This is a genomic window from Leptospira langatensis (genome assembly GCF_004770615.1).
In the GTDB taxonomy this organism is placed as follows: domain Bacteria; phylum Spirochaetota; class Leptospiria; order Leptospirales; family Leptospiraceae; genus Leptospira_B; species Leptospira_B langatensis.
Map to the genome: position 1 here is coordinate 509,936 of NZ_RQER01000004.1, position 17,357 is coordinate 527,292.

Annotated in this window: 20 protein-coding genes; 14 read left to right on the top strand and 6 right to left on the bottom strand. The window is 43.6% G+C overall.

What is annotated here, in order from left to right:
- Nucleotides 1-47: 47 nt before the first annotated feature.
- The 5 genes from EHO57_RS06495 to EHO57_RS06515 are packed head-to-tail and all read right to left on the bottom strand — an operon-like array spanning nt 48 to nt 2,779.
- Nucleotides 48-545 (bottom strand): hypothetical protein, encoded by a 498-nt coding sequence (locus EHO57_RS06495; protein ID WP_135643974.1) that lies wholly within the window; start codon nt 543-545, stop codon nt 48-50.
- A complete protein-coding gene (locus EHO57_RS06500) occupies nt 546-845 on the bottom strand; it encodes an LIC13255 family lipoprotein (RefSeq protein WP_135643977.1) in 300 nt (99 codons plus the stop codon).
- A complete protein-coding gene (locus tag EHO57_RS06505) occupies nt 842-1,417 on the bottom strand; it encodes an LEA/WHy family protein (protein WP_135643980.1) in 576 nt (191 codons plus the stop codon). The genes EHO57_RS06500 and EHO57_RS06505 overlap by 4 nt, the downstream gene beginning before the upstream one ends.
- Nucleotides 1,417-2,433, bottom strand: coding sequence for a zinc-binding dehydrogenase (locus EHO57_RS06510; RefSeq protein WP_167882275.1), 1,017 nt, complete (start codon nt 2,431-2,433; stop codon nt 1,417-1,419). Before EHO57_RS06510 ends, EHO57_RS06505 begins: the two co-directional genes overlap by 1 nt.
- 25 nt (nt 2,434-2,458) lie before the next feature.
- Nucleotides 2,459-2,779 carry a (2Fe-2S) ferredoxin domain-containing protein gene (locus EHO57_RS06515; protein WP_135643985.1) on the bottom strand — a complete coding sequence of 107 codons (321 nt, stop codon included), beginning with the start codon at nt 2,777-2,779 and terminating at the stop codon, nt 2,459-2,461.
- A 179-nt stretch (nt 2,780-2,958) separates the two neighbouring features.
- Here EHO57_RS06515 and EHO57_RS06520 point away from each other — a divergent pair, with 179 nt between their 5' ends.
- A complete protein-coding gene (locus EHO57_RS06520) occupies nt 2,959-3,429 on the top strand; it encodes an LIC13259/LIC11441 family protein (protein ID WP_135643987.1) in 471 nt (156 codons plus the stop codon).
- A 12-nt stretch (nt 3,430-3,441) separates the two neighbouring features.
- A complete protein-coding gene (locus tag EHO57_RS06525) occupies nt 3,442-4,413 on the top strand; it encodes a hypothetical protein (RefSeq protein ID WP_135643989.1) in 972 nt (323 codons plus the stop codon).
- Between the two features lie 10 nt (nt 4,414-4,423).
- Here the strand turns inward: EHO57_RS06525 and purF are convergent, their stop codons facing one another.
- On the bottom strand, nt 4,424-5,890 hold the full coding sequence (gene purF / locus EHO57_RS06530; protein ID WP_135643992.1) for an amidophosphoribosyltransferase: 1,467 nt from the start codon (nt 5,888-5,890) through the stop codon (nt 4,424-4,426).
- A 40-nt stretch (nt 5,891-5,930) separates the two neighbouring features.
- On the opposite strand from purF, the gene EHO57_RS06535 reads away from it, so the two are divergent.
- The 12 genes from EHO57_RS06535 to EHO57_RS06585 all read left to right on the top strand — a co-directional run bounded on the left by EHO57_RS06535 (nt 5,931) and on the right by EHO57_RS06585 (nt 17,148).
- Nucleotides 5,931-7,100: a ribonuclease D gene (locus EHO57_RS06535; RefSeq protein ID WP_135643995.1), complete on the top strand. Its 1,170-nt coding sequence runs from the start codon at nt 5,931-5,933 to the stop codon at nt 7,098-7,100.
- Nucleotides 7,093-7,731 (top strand): NUDIX hydrolase, encoded by a 639-nt coding sequence (locus EHO57_RS06540; protein WP_135643998.1) that lies wholly within the window; start codon nt 7,093-7,095, stop codon nt 7,729-7,731. Before EHO57_RS06535 ends, EHO57_RS06540 begins: the two co-directional genes overlap by 8 nt.
- 206 nt (nt 7,732-7,937) lie before the next feature.
- The gene (locus EHO57_RS18770) at nt 7,938-8,111 is read left to right on the top strand and encodes an LIMLP_16695 family PerRB-regulated protein (protein ID WP_167882260.1); all 174 of its coding nucleotides are present in this window, start codon (nt 7,938-7,940) and stop codon (nt 8,109-8,111) included.
- Nucleotides 8,108-8,506 carry a hypothetical protein gene (locus EHO57_RS06545; protein WP_135644001.1) on the top strand — a complete coding sequence of 133 codons (399 nt, stop codon included), beginning with the start codon at nt 8,108-8,110 and terminating at the stop codon, nt 8,504-8,506. Before EHO57_RS18770 ends, EHO57_RS06545 begins: the two co-directional genes overlap by 4 nt.
- Before the next feature lie 42 nt (nt 8,507-8,548).
- Nucleotides 8,549-9,136 carry an RNA polymerase sigma factor gene (locus EHO57_RS06550; protein WP_135644004.1) on the top strand — a complete coding sequence of 196 codons (588 nt, stop codon included), beginning with the start codon at nt 8,549-8,551 and terminating at the stop codon, nt 9,134-9,136.
- The gene (locus EHO57_RS06555) at nt 9,117-9,485 is read left to right on the top strand and encodes a hypothetical protein (RefSeq protein WP_135644006.1); all 369 of its coding nucleotides are present in this window, start codon (nt 9,117-9,119) and stop codon (nt 9,483-9,485) included. The genes EHO57_RS06550 and EHO57_RS06555 overlap by 20 nt, the downstream gene beginning before the upstream one ends.
- Nucleotides 9,482-9,886, top strand: coding sequence for a hypothetical protein (locus EHO57_RS06560; protein WP_135644009.1), 405 nt, complete (start codon nt 9,482-9,484; stop codon nt 9,884-9,886). The genes EHO57_RS06555 and EHO57_RS06560 overlap by 4 nt, the downstream gene beginning before the upstream one ends.
- A 244-nt stretch (nt 9,887-10,130) precedes the next feature.
- Nucleotides 10,131-10,835 carry a response regulator gene (locus EHO57_RS06565; protein ID WP_135644014.1) on the top strand — a complete coding sequence of 235 codons (705 nt, stop codon included), beginning with the start codon at nt 10,131-10,133 and terminating at the stop codon, nt 10,833-10,835.
- Complete coding sequence (locus EHO57_RS06570) at nt 10,825-12,216, top strand: HAMP domain-containing sensor histidine kinase (RefSeq protein ID WP_135644016.1); 1,392 nt, start codon at nt 10,825-10,827, stop codon at nt 12,214-12,216. The genes EHO57_RS06565 and EHO57_RS06570 overlap by 11 nt, the downstream gene beginning before the upstream one ends.
- A gap of 141 nt (nt 12,217-12,357) precedes the next feature.
- Complete coding sequence (gene argJ / locus EHO57_RS06575; protein ID WP_135644019.1) at nt 12,358-13,509, top strand: bifunctional glutamate N-acetyltransferase/amino-acid acetyltransferase ArgJ; 1,152 nt, start codon at nt 12,358-12,360, stop codon at nt 13,507-13,509.
- A 28-nt stretch (nt 13,510-13,537) separates the two neighbouring features.
- Complete coding sequence (locus EHO57_RS06580) at nt 13,538-14,788, top strand: hypothetical protein (protein ID WP_135644024.1); 1,251 nt, start codon at nt 13,538-13,540, stop codon at nt 14,786-14,788.
- On the top strand, nt 14,785-17,148 hold the full coding sequence (locus tag EHO57_RS06585) for a PP2C family protein-serine/threonine phosphatase (RefSeq protein ID WP_135644027.1): 2,364 nt from the start codon (nt 14,785-14,787) through the stop codon (nt 17,146-17,148). The genes EHO57_RS06580 and EHO57_RS06585 overlap by 4 nt, the downstream gene beginning before the upstream one ends.
- Nucleotides 17,149-17,357 lie beyond the last annotated feature (209 nt).

Below are 17,357 nucleotides of genomic sequence, written 5' to 3' on the forward strand. Positions count from 1 at the left end.
TTGCCGGATCCGATACGGATCTAAGTAAAGGCTCTTTACGTTTAGTATTAGTAGCCGAGTGCTTTTCGGATCTTCTCCGGAATATCCTCGAACTTGGGATACTTGTGCTTTTTGCCATCGGGAAAAATCACATAGTAAGTCCCGTTCAGTACTTCCATATAATAGTTTCCCTTCTTCTTTTGTCCTATCGAAGACTTATCCATCTCCTTAACCATTGCCTGATATCTAGGAGGAAGAGCCTGCCAGGAAGCGTATACTTGGATCTCACCCGCATGATTCACAGTATATAAACCGTTCTCATGCATGATTTTGATCCCATTGTAATCAAAGACTTCGAGCACATTTACTTTCGGCTCCTTCTTCTTAGGAGCGCGATTCGGATCGATCTCATTGTCCGTCTGATCCGATTGAATATTGTATTGAACGATGGACTTGGAGTCCGTAGCCCTTCTGTTCCTGGTTAGTAAAATATAAAGGTAGGAAAGGCCCAAGATCGAAAGAGCCGCAAGCATCAGAAATTCGAAATGTCTGGCGATCCAACCCATTTACTTTCTATATTCGATTGCCTTGCAAGCGAATGGGACCGGATCTCCGGCCTGGGTCCAAAAACTGCATTTCTCAAAGGCAATCGAAGTAACACAATTATCTATATCCTTCTTTCTGGATCTTCCCGGGATCAAAGAAGTGATATTTCGATTCGAGCTGCATTCCATATCTTTCAAGGAATATGCTGTGAGCAATCTTGCAGAAGACTCTTCGAAAGAATAGAATTCCTCATCTACAGTATTGCAATTCGAATAGAAAAAAATGAACAAGATCAGGAAGAAGGGAAACGTATGTTTCAAATATTTATCTCCGGCGCTTTGGGGAGAAGGAGAGGTACTTTTTCATCAACAGGAAGATCCACTTCTCCTAGAAAGGTTTTGTATTTAACAATTCCTTTGATCCTCAGATTCGGATCCTTTCCTGCGAGTAAGGCTCTCGCAACCAAAATCGCAAGTAATAATTTGTCCTGGTTTTGTCGATTTTCAAAGGAAGTTTCTATTCTAGGATTGATTATATTCTTAGAAAGGGCGGGGACAAGAACTTCTTCGGAAGAAATTACCTTTGCGAGCTCGGCAAGTTTTCCGTTGCCCAGATCCGCATATAAACCCAGATCGAAGGCATAGATCCTGACATCTGTATCGTTCGGATTTTCTATTTCGAGTTTGGAACTAATGACCATCTTAGGGACAGGAGGAAATGGAAGAATATCTATCCTCTCCATCTTGGTCTCTAGGATCTTATATTTACAGGTCTGTATATTTTTTAGATTCTCTCTGATGCCGAAACAAGAGAGAAGAAGTGGGATTGCCAAAAGGCAAACAAAAAGCCCGGAGAGATTTCCGGGCCTTCTTTTCAAATGGTCAAAATCCATCAAGGATTCCATCCGGTAGAAATCAATACTTTACCTCTAGTCATATTTTGGGAGTATTCTTGGATGGCTTTGTCTGCTTCTTTCAAAGGAATACGAGCTGCGATCTCGGTTTGGAATTCTTTGCCCAAAAGAGATCGAACTTCCGAAGTAATTCTCCAGAGACGGAAAGGACTCTGTGCCGGCATCCATGAAGAAAGCCAAAAGCCTTCTAATTTCTTGTCTTGGAAAATCCCCAATCCTGGATGAAAGGTGATCGGCTCTTCCGACAAAGCACCATACACGACGCATTTGCTTCCATATGGCATAGCGGCCAAGGCTCTCCCAGTGATCTCTCCCGCTACTGCATCCAACAAAATGGTCGCCCCCAATTTATTTGCAGTAACTCTCAATTCTCTATCGAAGTTCGGAGAGCTGGAATCTAAAACATATTCAGCTCCCAGAGATTTAAGAAGATCCACTTGTTCTTTTCTTCTTACGATATGGATCCCAGGGATCTTCTTTTTATTGGATAAACGAAGAAGCATTTTCCCTAAGGCAGAAGCAGCTCCTGTTTGCACATACGCCTTATGCTTTTCTCGGATAACCTGATCCAATAAGGCCCAAGCAGTGATCGGATTTACAAAGAGACATGCTCCTTGCTCCAAAGTGGTTTCCTTGTTCAATGGTATACAAGAATATCCGTCAGTGATCATGTACTCCGCATAAGGGCCGTCCCCTTTATTCGGAGAAATGCAAGCAACAGGTTTTCCTAATAGAGAATTGGCTCTCCATCCGCCGCCGCTTTTAACAACTACCCCGCTTCCTTCGAAACCGGGGACCACTGGGAGTTTTTTCTTAATTCCGTACAAACCTCTCATGAACATCAGGTCGGAAGGATTGATGGAGCCGGAATGGATCCGGACCAAGACCTCCCCTTTCTTTAAAGGTCGGATCTCTTTTTCAACGATCTTTGCCCTTCCTGGTTCGTTGCTGTATTCCTTAAGTTCGTACGCCAGATACGATTTTGGGAGTTCTATCTTAGCCATCTTCTCACTCTTCCTTTTAAGCCTCGTCTTCCAGCATCAACCTTCGGATCGGGTTCGTTTCATTTTTTAGAATATAGTTTTGGATGAATTCTTCGGCATCTTCCTTGGTCTTCAGGGAAAACCAATGTCCCTCCGGATAGGCAACTTGGACAGGACCAAGTTCACATCTGTCCAGACAACCGGATCTCTGGACACGGATCTTATCCTTAAATCCCAGTTCTTGTAGTCTTTTCTTCATATAGGCGAGAAGTTGAGGAGAACCCTTAGGCCCACAGGAAGGTCTTTCGCCTTCCTCTCTTACGTTTTCGCAAACAAAAACATGTTTTTTAAAATACATATTGAGTCGCTAGGCAATAGAGTATTGCCTCTTTCTCCCTAATTTCGAGGATATGGTCAAGGTTAGAACCCATTTTTTGAAAGAATAGTTTGAGCCTCTAACGATTGCCAGAACTCTTTCGACCTTTTTTTATGGTTCTGGTAAGGTAAATTTTCGAGTCCTACTTATTGGAGAATTTGATGAAACAACGGAAAATCATCCTCATTCTAACGATCCTTCTCTCGATCGCATACTGTAAAAAAGAACAAAAGCCGGTTACCGAAGCAGAAAAGCCCCTCTTCGAAAGCGTTCTGAGCGAGAACGACAAAGTGGTTAAAAGTCTCTTAACAACGGAAGAGGTCTCTCCGAATATCAGTGCCTTACTTGCCTCCGTCGAGGCGCTACAAGCCGCGAAAGGCGGTTTAGAACCCGCTGCCCAAGAAATGAGAACTGCATTAGAAACTGCTAAATCTCCGGATGCAAAAGTCTCCTTTGTCGGCCTTTCCAAATTCAGCGAGTTGCTTGCAGATACCATGAAGGCAAACGGACTCCAATCCGGAAGAAACCGTTTCTATTGTCCTATGGTCAAAAAGACATGGGTGTTTTCCGGCCAACGGATCGAAAATCCGTATGCAGCGGATATGCGCGATTGCGGGGATCTCATTCCCTAAGAATCCAAGGTAATGGAAAGAATTTGCGTCGCAGGAGTTTCCGAGTTTAAGGCTTGTCCAAGCAATTGTAGGGAATTTCTGCGCGAGACAAACTGGGACGATTCTTCCAGATTAGGATGTCTCGCTTTCGAAAAGCTAGAAAAATTTTTAGAAGGAGATAGCTCCTTCAGTGTGGGGGCAACTGCATTCCAACAGGCACCCGCGGATGTCTTAGAGAATTTTTCCGCTCAATCGGAAGTCAGTTTCGATCTAGTCCGATATTTTATCTCCATCTCTTCTCCCGATCAAGTCAAGTCCACAATCTTAGAGATGGACGATTCCCTACTTTACAGAATCGTAAAAGAAGACTTCAAGATCTTCCAAAAACTTAAGAAAGAAAAGAAGGTATTCGGGACAGAAACCAATTTCCTGGATTCCAAGGCGGCTCAGTTCTGGAACGAACTTCCTTCGGATCGGATCTCAAAATTCATCCTCTATTGTATTCGGAATAAGAAAGACAATCTATTCGCAGCCAGATTCCTATCTCTCATGTCCACAGAGGCTTTGATCTCACTCAGGGAAAGCGCAGGACTTACAAGAGAGGAAGAAATAGAATTGTACAGAGGACTCGAAGAATCCTTATATGAATTTCCCGTACAGACTCCTGGCATCTATTCACACTTGCTGGACCTATTTGCGGAAGACCCCGAGATCAATATGATCCTTTCTACCATGGGTGGTCTAGTGGAAAGAAAAGTATTCCTGCTTAAAGCGATAGATGAGGCGTTACAGATCATCCATGAATCGGACAAGAAGAACACTCACCAAGAAATATTAAATTTTCTGAATACCTTAGACAAGGATGCCGCCCTGGAAATCCTCGCAATGTTAGAAGAAAAAAGCCATCTCGGAAATTCAGAAAAGACCCTTCTCGCCTCCTATATCAAAGGAGAAGAGGCCGATTTTATCACCTTTGCCAAGAAACCGACCTATAGAATGAAGTAGAAGATCGTTCTTAAACGTGCTCTTCTACTTCGTATTCTTTGAATAAGCTCTTCTGATTTCCCATATCGCTCTGGAACTCGACAGGATAGTCCGCAGTAAAACAAGCATTGCAGAAACCACCGCCTTTATGATCGTTCACCGCTTTATGCATGGAATCCACGGATAAATACGCAATAGAATCCACTCTTAGATACTTACGGATCTCTTCGATGGTATGAGTTGCAGCAATAAGTTCCTTATGAGTAGGGATATCGATCCCGTAATAGCAAGGTGAAATGGTTGGAGGAGCGGAAACTCTAAGATGGATCTCCGTTGCTCCTGCATTTCGGATCATCTTGATGATCTTACGGCTTGTGGTCCCTCTCATGATGGAATCATCCACGATAACGACTCGTTTCCCTTCCACCACATTCTTAACTACGTTGTATTTGATCTTAGCACCGAAGTCCCGGATCTTTTGGTCCGGCTCGATAAAGGTCCTTCCCACATAGTGAGAGCGGATCAGTCCCGATTGGAAGGGGATCCCGGAAGCTTCAGAGTAACCGAGGGCCGCGATATTTGCGGAGTCCGGAACTGGAATGACCACATCCGCCTCGACAGGGAGTTCTTTAGCTAATTGGTTTCCGAGAGCCTTACGGACCTTATATACGGATTCGCCAAAAATATTGGAGTCAGGTCTTGCGAAATAAATGTATTCGAAAATACAAAGAGCAGGTTTTGCTTGGGGGAAGGGATAGAAGGAACGAATTCCTGTTCTATCTACCACGATCATTTCTCCAGGCTCCACGTCTCTTTCGTATGTGGTGTCGGTGATGTCAAAGGCACAGGTTTCGGAAGCGAAAACGATAGAACCGTCATCCCTTCTTCCCATGACCAGAGGACGGAAACCGTTCGGGTCACGGACAGCGATCAAATGGCTCTTAGTAAGCACCACGAGAGAATACGCTCCCCGTACCTTCTTCAATGCGGAAGAAAGCGCAGACAGAAGATCCGTCTCGCCGGAGCGGGCCATCAGGTGAACAATCACCTCTGAGTCGATTGTGGTTTGGAAAATGGAACCTTCTTTTTCCAGTTGGGAACGAACTTCCCAGGAATTTACCAGGTTTCCGTTATGAGCGAGTGCGATAGGACCGAGGTGAGATTCTACTCGAAGCGGCTGAGCGTTCCGTAAGAAGCTGGCCCCGGTTGTAGAATAGCGATTGTGACCGATTGCCGCGGTCCCGGTGAGTTCTCGGATCTTACTTTCTGTAAAAATATTCGAGACAAGACCCATGCCGGCGTAGCGGTAAAGATGCTCTCCGTCAGAGGAGACGATCCCGCTCGATTCTTGCCCTCGGTGCTGCATAGAATACAGACCTAAGTAGGTGAAGTTGGCCGCTTCCTGGGAATTAAAAATCCCAAAGATCGCGCATTCTTCTTTTGGTTTGTCATCTCGGACTAGGGTCCGTAGTCTGGACGTATTGGGAATCGAACTCATGGTCCCCCTTCCGACGCTAGTCTCCCAGGTCGCCTTTTAGATGCAAATACAATCCGATTATATCGTCGTAGACAACGTTCGAAGCCTACAGTTGGCATTGATCACTCTCTCTCAATCCGATTGCCTCTCTATCGATACGGAATCTAGCGGCTATTACACCTACTATTCCAAAGTTTGTTTGGTCCAGATATCCTCTAAGGGCAAGAACTACATCTTTGACCCTATTCGGTTGGACGATCTCGGTGGACTCAGACCTCTATTCGAGAATCCGTCCATCTTGAAAATATTTCATTCCGCTTCGGATGATATCAAAGCTCTAAAACGAGACTTCGGTTTCAAGTTTGTGAACATCGCGGACACGATGTTTAGCTCTCGTTTATTAGACTTAGAACAAAACTCTTTGTTGTATCTTGTGGAACATTACCACAAGGTCAAACTTTCCAAGAAGGAGCAAAAATCCAACTGGGAAAAGCGGCCTCTGGAAAAAAGCCAGCTTCAATACGCAGCCTTAGATACCGTCTATCTGGAATCCATTTGGGAAAAAATGAGGGAAGAACTCGCAAAACGGAAATTGTTAGACGAAGCCGTTTCCGAATTCGCGAAGTTAGCGGAAGAAGAGCCCGAACCTTTCGAAGGATTTTCCATCAATCTGGAAAAATTCCCGAATGTCCTGGATCTGGGCTCTGACGAAAGAAGAGCGCTGTATGATACTCTTATGTTCCGGGATGAGAAAGCCAAAAGGGTCAATAAGGCTCCCTTCCGTGTTTGGAATAACGACAAGGTCCTAGAACTTGTTAAAGCAAGAGGTGAGATAAATAAGCTCATCGATATCGTCGGAAAGAAAGACGCAGAAGGACTGACTCTGGTGTACAAGAATCCGAGCGGCCCTCCTATCCAAAAAAATGATCTATTCAAGAGATCGATTGAAGATCTCTCCGGCGAAGAAGCGGACAGATTCAAAAGACTCAGGCAGTGGAGAGAAACAGTTATGTCCATTCGCAGGATGGGTCATAACCTTATGCCGTCTAATAAGAATATAGCGGAGATCGCGAAACGAAATCCTAAGACCACAGAAGAACTCAGGGAAATGGGTATCTTCTCCAATTGGAAAGTGGAGAATTACGGACCTTCTTTGATCGCTGCTATTCAATCCAAACCATATGAGACCACTCTCTCGAGTTTGATCCCGATCAAGAAAAAGTTTGATTAGATTAGATTTAGATAAACTAAGACAGGACCTTCCTCTTTTACCGGAAGGAGAACCCGATCTACCCGAAGGCGTGGCTCATTCTTCTGTGATCATGCCTGTGTTTCATAAGAACGGACAAGATGGTTTTCTATTACAAAAAAGGAATCCGAATCTAGCGGCTCATCCTGGACAGATCTCTTTTCCCGGAGGAGTCAAAGAGCCGGAGGATCCTTCTCTTCTAGAAACCGCATTGAGAGAATGGAACGAAGAAATGGGAGCGGCCAAAGAGGATCTTTCCGTGATCGGGAATTATAAGGGCCAACTCACCCATACCGGATTCCATATCACTCCTTTTCTCGCTCAGTATTCCGGGGACTTTCTATTTCAGATCAACCCGGAAGAAGTAGAAAGAGTCATCCAACTCGAATTCGATCGCCTCTGGACGGTTCCCTTTTATAGCATACAAGGAAGAAGAAGACCCGAGGGCCCCTATTTGGAAGTATTCTATTTTGATCTGGAAGAAGGAATGCTCTGGGGAGCCACCGCGAGGATTATCGTGGATTTTCTAAGAGATCATTCTTCCTTCTCTCGAACCCCGGAGCTCCGAACTCCGAATTTAGCCGTAGCGCCTTACTTAGATCCCAGCAAGTAATTCGATCCGCTTTCTATTTTTTTCCGAGCCAGCTCAATTTTTCTTCTAACCATTACGTCTCTAAAAAATGTAGTTCTACAAAAGGTTTTGCGCTTTAGGACTTTTGCGCAAAGGCCGAAAGTTAATACGACATAACTAAAAATCTTTTCCGGAAGATCGAAATAGATCTCAAGAACCGAAAGTCATTATATATAGGAGTATTTCCAATGAGCAAATTAACGGACCTTTTCAATACAGATATCAGAACTAGCTATTTAAAAGAGAGCTGGAAAGAAGACGAGTGGTATGAGTCTCTCGCAGAAAGACCAGGCATCGCAGACAAGATACCGTACTTTAAGAAAGAAGAATCCAGCATTAAGGTGGCGGTTCTGGCAAGATGACTCCGGAAGAAAAAGAAGCACTCTTTCGAAGCCTAGCCCAAATCCAACAAGCACTCCAAGCGACTCAGCCTGGAGGAGAGTACAAGGCTATCCTATATAGCATTCCTATCGTTGGGATCATATTCGGATGGCTCTTGCTATTCTTTCTCTTCTTTTGGTGGTACCGCCAAAGAATGGCCATCATCAAAGCCGGCCTCTATCAAAAAGAAAAATTCGATCTTCGTCTTTATTCCTTCTTCTTAGGTTTGATCCTTACCTTCGTAGGGATTGCTCTTTCGTTTACTTTCATTTTAGTATTGGGCAAATCCTTAGCAATGCTCGGAGGTTTGATCCCGTTAGCAACCGGTTTAGGATTACTCTGTTATTACAAATGGTCCCCTAGGGCGCGATCTTAGCTCCTTCTTCTTACACTAGACCAAAGGCTTAATATTTCCCTTATGAACCAAGAAGACCCTATCCTGTGCGATCCGGAGGATTGGGCCTGTATTCAAAGAGTCCTAACGGGAGACTTCGACGCGTTCGAAGAATTAGTTCTGAATTACGAGGCGATGGTCTATTCTCAGGCCAAGAAAGCATTTCGTAACCAATCTGAAGCAGAAGACTTCACCCAAGACGTGTTCCTAAAGGCCTTCGAAAGCCTTTCCACATTCAAAGGCAGATCCAAGTTCTCCACTTGGCTATTCTCCATAGCACGAAACGAGATCATTCGCAGGTATAGAAAGGAACACCCAGAAGTCGATGCTTCGATAGAAGGTCTATCTTCCGGACAAACTGGAGAAGGATTCTCTTCCCAAGAGTCCGAGATCTTAGAAAGGGAAACAACCGAAAAGATCCGCTCCTTAGTGGATCGACTTCCCGAGTTATATCGTAAACCGATATCTCTGCACTATTTTGAGAATATGTCCTATAAAGATATTTCTGAGAATTTAAACTTGAAAATGAACACCTTAAAGAGTTATATTTTCAGGGGAAAAGAAATCCTTCGCGACTGGCTGAAGAAAGAAGATGAGCACGGAAAAAAATAATCTCCCGGAAGAATTAAAGGAACAATTGGATTTCTTCACCGCTCCTCCCGAAGGAAAGGTGCAGGACGAGGTCCCTCCATTACTTAAGAAAAAAGTAATGCTCCATCTGATCCATCTCAGGCATATTCGCGTCCTCTTGATAGTCATCTTATTAATGGCGTTTTCCCCTTTGACCGTGATCTTATTTACAGATTGGAATTTTCTCTTCCAAACCGGCATTTTGCATGCAATTTTGGCCACTAGCGGGTTCCTATTCTGTCTTTTCACCGTTCTAATAGGGATTTATCTTGTGCAAAATAAGAGCCCTTATACTAAGGAATGGAAAAACAAGTTAGGATTCGACGAATGAGAGCTTTCGGTGCAAGTATCGTATTTTTATTCTTATTATTAGCGGGCACTGCTTCCGCGGAGGAAACTTCTCCCGGAAAAATAAGCGCGAAAGAATTCTTGGAGATGAAGTTGGATGCTGTCTTTCCTCTCATCCAAAATATGAACAAGAAAGAAGCCGACGTACTTATCACGCAGATCAGAGAAGAGGCAAGAAAGTCCTGGGCCCAATCCGACAATTACTTCTTCTTAGTAGAACACCTAACTACGATCCGCGCGATCGAAGAAGAGCAGAACAGATTAAAGGGATTGGCTTGGGTGTATACACTCGGTCTAGCGCTTTTTGGCGGCTTTGTTCTTTATGTCCTCTTCCGACAAAGAAAACTGATCCGCGAATTGAACGAATTGATAAAAGATCGTTAATATAAGATCGAACAGTCCGGATCTTATAGCAAGCCTAGAATAACTGACTTCCTTGTTTACTTGTTGTCATACGACTTAGGATGTAATATTCTTTTTCCGGGTATTGTAACGCTTGCGTAAACCTTTTGTAACGGTTTCCTGACATTGTGGGGGCATGGAACCTATCCAAATACAAGGATCCTCCTCCCCCGCGACAAACGAGAAAACCCCTCCAAGGCGTAGGAGAAAGAGCTTTAGCGAATTTATGAAAAATGCTTCCGGTAGCCCAGGTCAAAAAATCCTAGTCGTAGACGACGAAGAGGATATTGCAGAGCTAATCAAATTCCATTTAGAAGAGAACGGGTACCAAGTAGATACATGCCAAAACGGTTTGGAAGTCCTTCCTCGTATCGAGAAGAATCTTCCTGATCTTGTAGTTCTGGATTTAATGCTTCCTGGCGTAGGCGGAATGGATCTCTGCAAACGCATTAAGGAAAAATATGCTCTTCCTATCATCATGGTCACAGCAAAATCCGGTGAGACTGACGCAGTCCTAGGATTGGAGCTTGGAGCCGATGATTACGTTAGAAAGCCATTCTCCACTAGAGAACTTATCGCAAGAGTGCGTTCCGTTCTAAGAAGATCCGGAGAAGCGGAAGAAGAGCAAGAATTCGAAGGCAATATCACCGTCGGAAAGATCTTCCTGAACCCGAAAGCCCATAAGGTCTTCATCAACAATACCGAAATCGAACTCACCCTCATCGAATACAAGATCCTATACCTGTTCATGACAAATACAGGTGTAGCTTTTACTCGAGACAAACTTTTAGATAAGGTTTGGGGAAAAGATATTTATGTGACCGATCGAGCGGTCGATGTTAATATCAAACGTCTCCGAGACAAACTGGGAGAAGAGAAGGAGAGGTTGGAAACCATCCGCGGGATCGGTTACAGATTCAATGAGGCGTAGCTTATTTTCTAAACTACTCTTAAGTAACTGGCTTCTACTCGTTTTCCTCATGGTCGTTGCGGGAGTTGTCTTCTTCTTAGAAGACAGGATCAACCCCGATCTGAAGATCCTTCTCTTCTCGGCTTATATACTTCTTGCGATGTTCGGGACTTTCTACATGTCCTTCTCCATTGCGAGAAGTGTGAGCCAAACCTTAAATCAAATTGAAATGAAAACCGGCGAGATCAATGCCGGGGATTTCGGATCCGAATTAAGTCTTCCTGAGATCAGGGAATTGGCGGATCTGGCTGTGTCCATCAATCTCATGTCTGGTCGTTTAAAGAACCAATTCGTGGACTTAACGATTGAAAAGGAAAAGTTCGACTCGGTTCTCCAAAACTTGAAAGAAGGAGTCTTCTCTGTCGACTTAGAAGGCTCGATCGTATTCCAGAATCGAAGCATTCCTGGCTCCTTGATAGAACCGAACTCAGGCTCTCGCAGAGTAGAAGACGCAGTAAAAGATCCGCGTCTCTTGGAGTTCATTAAGAAAAACTTATACGGCAAGGGCGAGCCCAAGATAGAATTGGACCTGAGCCAAAACTTCTATACGATCAAGATGTATCCTCTCCGTACCAACGGAAACATCCTAATGTTCATCGGAGTGATCCGGAACATCACGGAAGAAAAGCAATCCTATATCATCCGAGAACAATTCGTTCAAAACGCATCTCACGAATTAAAGACCCCTATCACTTCTATCAAGGGTTATACCGAGACTCTTTTAGGCCGTTTGAAATTGATGGAAGACAGTCACGAGAAGAGATTCTTGGACGCTATCTCCCGAAATACCGATCGCATGGTCCGTATCGTAGAAGACATGCTCACCATTACTCGAATCGAGAATCAGAGCGCAATTGCTCAGCCGGAAGAATTCACCCTCAAGTCCTTGGTAGAGAACCTATCTTTCACAGTGGATGGCGTGATCTCTCCTAAAGGGCAGAAACTTGTTGTGGACATGCCTACTTCTTTGGCCGTTTCCGCAGATTGGGTCTTGCTAGAGCATATGCTCTTGAATTTGATCTCGAACGCTTCTTCTTATTCCCCGGACGGGAAAACGATCACTCTGAAAATCGCTAAAATAGAACCTGATTCCGTTAACTTTCAAGTCATAGACCAAGGGATCGGGATCAAGGATGAGGATAAGGAGAGAATTTTCGAGAGATTCTTCCGAGTGGATAAAAATAGATCCCGCAAAGAAGGCGGGACCGGCCTGGGACTCTCTATCGTGAAGCATATCGTCCGACTACATCATGGCTCGGTAAAGGTATTCGACAATCCGGAAGGGGGCACTATCTTTTCCGTGACCATACCTTTGGTGTACAACGAGTCTCTGGAATTTTGAAAACCGAGCTTTAGCTCGGATTCGGCTTTCCTAAAAATCCGCCGAACTGAAAATAGAAAATCCAAATAAAAAGCGGGCTCCATCGAGACTGTTTGGAAGACCGCTCAAATTCCTTTATTAAAAAGGGATCGAGGTTAGAGTATGGATTATCCCAAAGGTTTTTCTTCCTTCGGAATCAATATAGGCATTAAGGATAAAACGAAGGATTTCGGGGTCATCTTCTCCGAAAAGCCTTGCAAAGCCGCTGCAGTTTTTACTCGAAACAATTTCCCAGGAGCTCCTGTCATTGTAGGAAAGGAACATGTCCGAGACGGAATACTGCAAGCAGTAGTAATCAATTCAAAAAATTCGAATGTAGCAACCGGAGATGCAGGCATCTCGAACTCCAGGCAGATCTGCGCGGAGATCGGAAAGTCTTTAGGCATCTCGGAAACACTGGTCCTTCCTTCTTCTACAGGAGTGATCGGAGTTCCACTTCCTATGCAGGTCATTCTTCCCGCATGTGCGAATGCAAAATCCAATCTAAAGCCCGGCAATCTAGAAGAAGTAGCCGAGGCAATCATGACCACGGACACTCGTAGAAAGATCTCGCTTAGAAAGATCAAATCCGCAAACGGAGAAGCTGTTATCTTCGGAATGGCCAAGGGGGCCGGGATGATCGAACCCAATATGGCGACCATGCTCTCTTATATTCTTACCGATGCTGAAGTTGATGGAGACCTACAGAAGATCCTAAAACAATGCGTGGATGCAAGCTTCAACTGTATCAGCATAGATTCGGATACTTCGACTTCTGATACAGTAGCCGTTTTGAGTAACGGATTAGCGGGGAAGGTAAACGCAGAGGAATTCCGATCCGCGTTACTCGAAATATGTATCGATCTTGCAAAAGAAGTAGCAAGAGACGGAGAAGGCGCTTCTAAATTGATCGAAGTCCGTGTTCGAAAATCCAGGGACGAGATCCAAGCCAGAAAAATAGGCAAGTCTATCCTGAATTCTCCCCTGATCAAGACTGCAATCTACGGCGGAGACCCGAACTGGGGAAGACTCGTCATGGCAGTGGGCAAGGTTTTCGACGAGCCGATCCCCTTCGATTCCTTGGAAATTTATTTCGGAGATCTTCCTGTCAAAGGGGCCGACTCGGACAAACTCAAAAAATTATCGGAGTATTTAAAAAAGAATTCCGAGATCCTCGTCGATGTGGTATTGAATACCGGTAACTACGAGATGGTATTTTGGGGATGCGACCTTACCGAAGGATACGTAAAAGAAAACGCATACTATACGACCTGATCGAAGGCTCGTTTAAGAATCACTCAGAGTGAAAACTTTTTTTTCCGATTTACGATTCGTCTCTTCGTTGATTACCATTGCCGTTCGCTTGGCAGCGGTGTTCACCGTACTAGGGCTCTATGAGTTCACGATCTTTGTACTTCCGAAAGAGATCGAGTTCGTAAGTGAGATCGCAGTCCTTACCTGTCTGGTCTTCGGAGTATTCGGAATTCTTCCGATTCAAGAGAAGATTTCCGGTTTTCTAAAATCCACTTTCGTTTCGGAATATCTGAGCGACGATCCAGGATCTTCCAGGCTCGCTCATAGAAGATTCGATTCGGAAGGAGTGATCAAGAACGTATTTCCCGAACTGGTCCGACTCACCAACAGTAATTTCGGAAGACTTGCTATTCTTAGGAATGACCTGACCCACTACGATCTTTATACCTACGCCCACAAGAAGCAAAGAAAAGTAAATACAATGGAGGGGATCAATCCTCGCGCGGCCCTTCTTACTTACATATTGAATAAAAGATCCGGAGCAATGATCGGTGAACCTGACCAGAACAAGATCATCAACGAGGATTTTGTAAGCTTGCGAGCAAACTTCATTCTTCCCTTCGTGTTCCGGGAAAAGTTATTCGGTTTCTTAGCGGTTTCTAATATACCAAAGGATAATGTTCGCCATGAACTCGGATTCTTGGCGGGAAAATGCGCGCTAGCAGTCCACAATCATATTCTATCTTCTCAGATCGCAGAGAATAAGAAATATAGAAAGGAATTGGAAAATGCGGGTAAGATCCGTAAATTCCTGGAATCCTCCGAGCCTCCGATGGTCGGAGATATCAAAATAGATCTGCTATCCCAGGAGCCTGGAGAATTGTTAGAGTTCTTTCAAACTCCTTCGGGTGATTTTTATTTCGTCTTCCTACGCTTGAGCGTTACCAACGCGGTCTCCGTACTTGCCCTTTGCTATATATTAGGAACTCTTTATGCGTCCCGATTGAACGAAGAAATCAAGAATGTACTTCAACTCAAGTCCTTGGTCGAAGACAATCTAAAAGAGATCTCTTGGACGGAGAGATACGATCTCGCAGTCGGAATGGTAGGAAAAAACGGAGAAAAGATATCTCTTCGCTATGTAGGTAAGAATTTCAGGATGTTCCATGCTACCCATCCGGAGAGAAATCTTGCCTCTATTGGCTGGGAGAATATGGAAACTCCCGGAAAAGATCCATTAATTCTATCTTGGAACGACAGGAATATTATTTCGTTCCAGAACCTAGGACATCGAGCATGAGAAATATTCTCTTAATATTTCTTTCTGTGATCCTATTCAGTCTGATCCTTTTTTCAGGCTTACTTAATTCATATTCTAAGGAAGGAAGACTTCCCTTCTATTTCTATCCGAACGGGGTGGTAGCAGTATCATCCGACGAATCTTATTCCGATCTGGTCGGCATGAGGATCGATCTGATAGAATATGAGATCGTTCGTAAATTAGGCCAGGACTACGGCTTATCCGGACACACCTTCCATTTCTTCGGGAAAGAAGGAAGCGCAGTGAAAACTCTTTCTTTAGTCACTCGTTCTTCTTTCGAAGTACTGCAAGACTTTCTTCCGGACATTACAATTTCCTTATTGTACTTCTTAGTTGCAATATGGTTCTTCTTTTATACGAGGGATCTGTATATATTCCTTCTTTTCGGCTCCTTATCTTCTATCTTTCTGTTTAACTTTTTCTTACTCGCGTTCCATGATTTTCTTTTTCCATTCTTCTTCTTTTTATATTTTACCAGCTTTCTTGTTCTAGACGTTTCCTTCCGATTGAGAGGGAAGGAAATTCCCTCTAGATGGTTTGCTCCACAAGTCATCTTCTCGCTAGTTGCAGGGTTTGTGGGAGCATCCCAAAAAGGAAATCCGGATCTATTCCAATTCCTTTCTACAAACGGTATCTATTTTAATTTGTTCTCTGCCGGACTGTGTATTTTGCAGTTAGTGTTCCATACTATCCGCAATAGAAGCAACTACCAAGAGATCTTTAAGAAGCTTAGTATCGTCTTAGCCTTCTTATTAATCACCTTGGTTCCCTATATCATGGCAGAATTCGGGAACGCCAAAACCTTCTTCATGATACGTCCGTATCTGACTGTAGCCTTCTTTCTATTTCCTGCACTCGTGGTATTCGGAACCTATACCTATTCGCTGGTTCCGGTGCAAATTGCATTCAGCTCCTCTCTTACCTCAGTATATTCCATCTTAATCCTAACCTTCGGTTATTTGTTCGGATTAGAATTCTTCGTACGCTGGAATCCCGGCTTTTTGGGAAAATACCAAAGAGAATGGAATATTTTCTACGTTGTCATTGCAGCTTACTTCCTAAGTTCTCTGAACAATAAATTGTACCAATGGATAGATTATTGGAGCTTCCGCAGTAATCCTAAATTGCATACTGCTCTCGAAGAATTGTCCGTAATGATCGGAGCTCCTATCTCAATGCGTGCCACCATCAACAATCTAATACGCAGATTGGTCGACGCCTTAGAAGTAGAAAGACTGCAAATCCTGATCCCTGCGGATAAATTTCCCCGCACGGATCTTAGAAATATCAACTTCGTACGAATCCCTTACGGATCGGAGATTTGGACTTACTTTGAGGATCATACGGAAGTTACCGTAACGTCTCACTTGGCCTACGGTTTAGGGATCCGCGAATCCGTTTTTCAATTCCTAAGCCAGATGAAAGTGCAACTCGCCTACCCATTATTCAATTTCGAGAAGGGAAAGGAAGTTATCGCAGTCTTCTTAGTGGGAGAAAAAAGAAACAGAAAGAATTTCACACTAGGTGAGCTCAGATTCTTAAAGGAATGCACGAGACTCGCATCCTTGCTCATTCGAAATTATAGCCTTTTGGTAGATGAAGTGGAAAAGAAGAGGATAGTAAGAGACCTGAATATGGCCTCTATCTTGGATAAAACCCTTCATTTACCCGAATTAGAGACCGTAAAAGGCACTAGTGTAGGATATTTTACTCTTCCTGCAGTTGGGATCTCTGGAGATTACTTGGATATCCTAAGGATCACTCCGAAGAAGCAATTGTTGTTTTTAGGAGATGTATCAGGACATGGATTAGGTTCAGGCTATCTAGTTTCCGCTATTAGAGGAATTATTCGCCGTCAGTTGGGCAATTCTCCTTCTCTTCCTGATATTTTTAGAGCGATCAATCTGTTTTTGATAGAGAGATATAGAGGAAGCGAGTTCATGACTTCGATCGCTGGCATCTATAATGCAAGTGATGGAGCGTTTTCATTCGTAAATGCAGGTCACACACCACCGATTTGCATTCGAAAAGGTGGAAAAATAGAAGTTAGAAGTGAAACTCAGCGTGTTCTAGGCGTACTTCCTACTGATTATCGCTTATTAACCGTTCACTTGAACCCGGGAGATAAGTTAGTTTTATTCACAGACGGTGTGACTGAAACGTTTGATGAGAAGGAAGAGATCTTCGGAGAAGAGAATCTTCTTCGACTTTTGTCTATCAATCATGATAAAGACGCGCAATCACTAGCTGATATAGTCAGAAAGACTCTAGAAGAGTTTAGAAATCATAAAGAACCTAGTGATGATATCTCTTTTGTCTGTTTAGAAGTGTCCGAGTAAGTATCAATATACCTAAAATCAACTTATTAAAATTTTTTTCCTAAAATTAATTAAAATACTTTACAATGAAAAGTTAATTGATTAATTATGTCACTATCCAAGAGCTTTCTTGATCTATCGTGAATAACGAAGAGCAATAAAGTTCTAATTCATGGAGGACGTCAATGGTTGCAAAAAAGAAAGCAGTCAAGAAAGCAGCTAAGAAAAAA

Coding starts and splice junctions, on each gene's coding strand:
- EHO57_RS18770 (WP_167882260.1), top strand. CDS start 7,938: ATGAGCAAATTAACGGACCTTTTCAATACAGATATCAGAACTAGCTAT.
- EHO57_RS06505 (WP_135643980.1), bottom strand. CDS start 1,417: ATGGATTTTGACCATTTGAAAAGAAGGCCCGGAAATCTCTCCGGGCTT.
- EHO57_RS06560 (WP_135644009.1), top strand. CDS start 9,482: ATGAGAGCTTTCGGTGCAAGTATCGTATTTTTATTCTTATTATTAGCG.
- EHO57_RS06565 (WP_135644014.1), top strand. CDS start 10,131: ATGAAAAATGCTTCCGGTAGCCCAGGTCAAAAAATCCTAGTCGTAGAC.
- EHO57_RS06585 (WP_135644027.1), top strand. CDS start 14,785: ATGAGAAATATTCTCTTAATATTTCTTTCTGTGATCCTATTCAGTCTG.
- EHO57_RS06570 (WP_135644016.1), top strand. CDS start 10,825: ATGAGGCGTAGCTTATTTTCTAAACTACTCTTAAGTAACTGGCTTCTA.
- EHO57_RS06535 (WP_135643995.1), top strand. CDS start 5,931: ATGCAAATACAATCCGATTATATCGTCGTAGACAACGTTCGAAGCCTA.
- EHO57_RS06555 (WP_135644006.1), top strand. CDS start 9,117: ATGAGCACGGAAAAAAATAATCTCCCGGAAGAATTAAAGGAACAATTG.
- EHO57_RS06520 (WP_135643987.1), top strand. CDS start 2,959: ATGAAACAACGGAAAATCATCCTCATTCTAACGATCCTTCTCTCGATC.
- EHO57_RS06545 (WP_135644001.1), top strand. CDS start 8,108: ATGACTCCGGAAGAAAAAGAAGCACTCTTTCGAAGCCTAGCCCAAATC.
- argJ (WP_135644019.1), top strand. CDS start 12,358: ATGGATTATCCCAAAGGTTTTTCTTCCTTCGGAATCAATATAGGCATT.
- EHO57_RS06515 (WP_135643985.1), bottom strand. CDS start 2,779: ATGTATTTTAAAAAACATGTTTTTGTTTGCGAAAACGTAAGAGAGGAA.
- purF (WP_135643992.1), bottom strand. CDS start 5,890: ATGAGTTCGATTCCCAATACGTCCAGACTACGGACCCTAGTCCGAGAT.
- EHO57_RS06550 (WP_135644004.1), top strand. CDS start 8,549: ATGAACCAAGAAGACCCTATCCTGTGCGATCCGGAGGATTGGGCCTGT.
- EHO57_RS06525 (WP_135643989.1), top strand. CDS start 3,442: ATGGAAAGAATTTGCGTCGCAGGAGTTTCCGAGTTTAAGGCTTGTCCA.
- EHO57_RS06495 (WP_135643974.1), bottom strand. CDS start 545: ATGGGTTGGATCGCCAGACATTTCGAATTTCTGATGCTTGCGGCTCTT.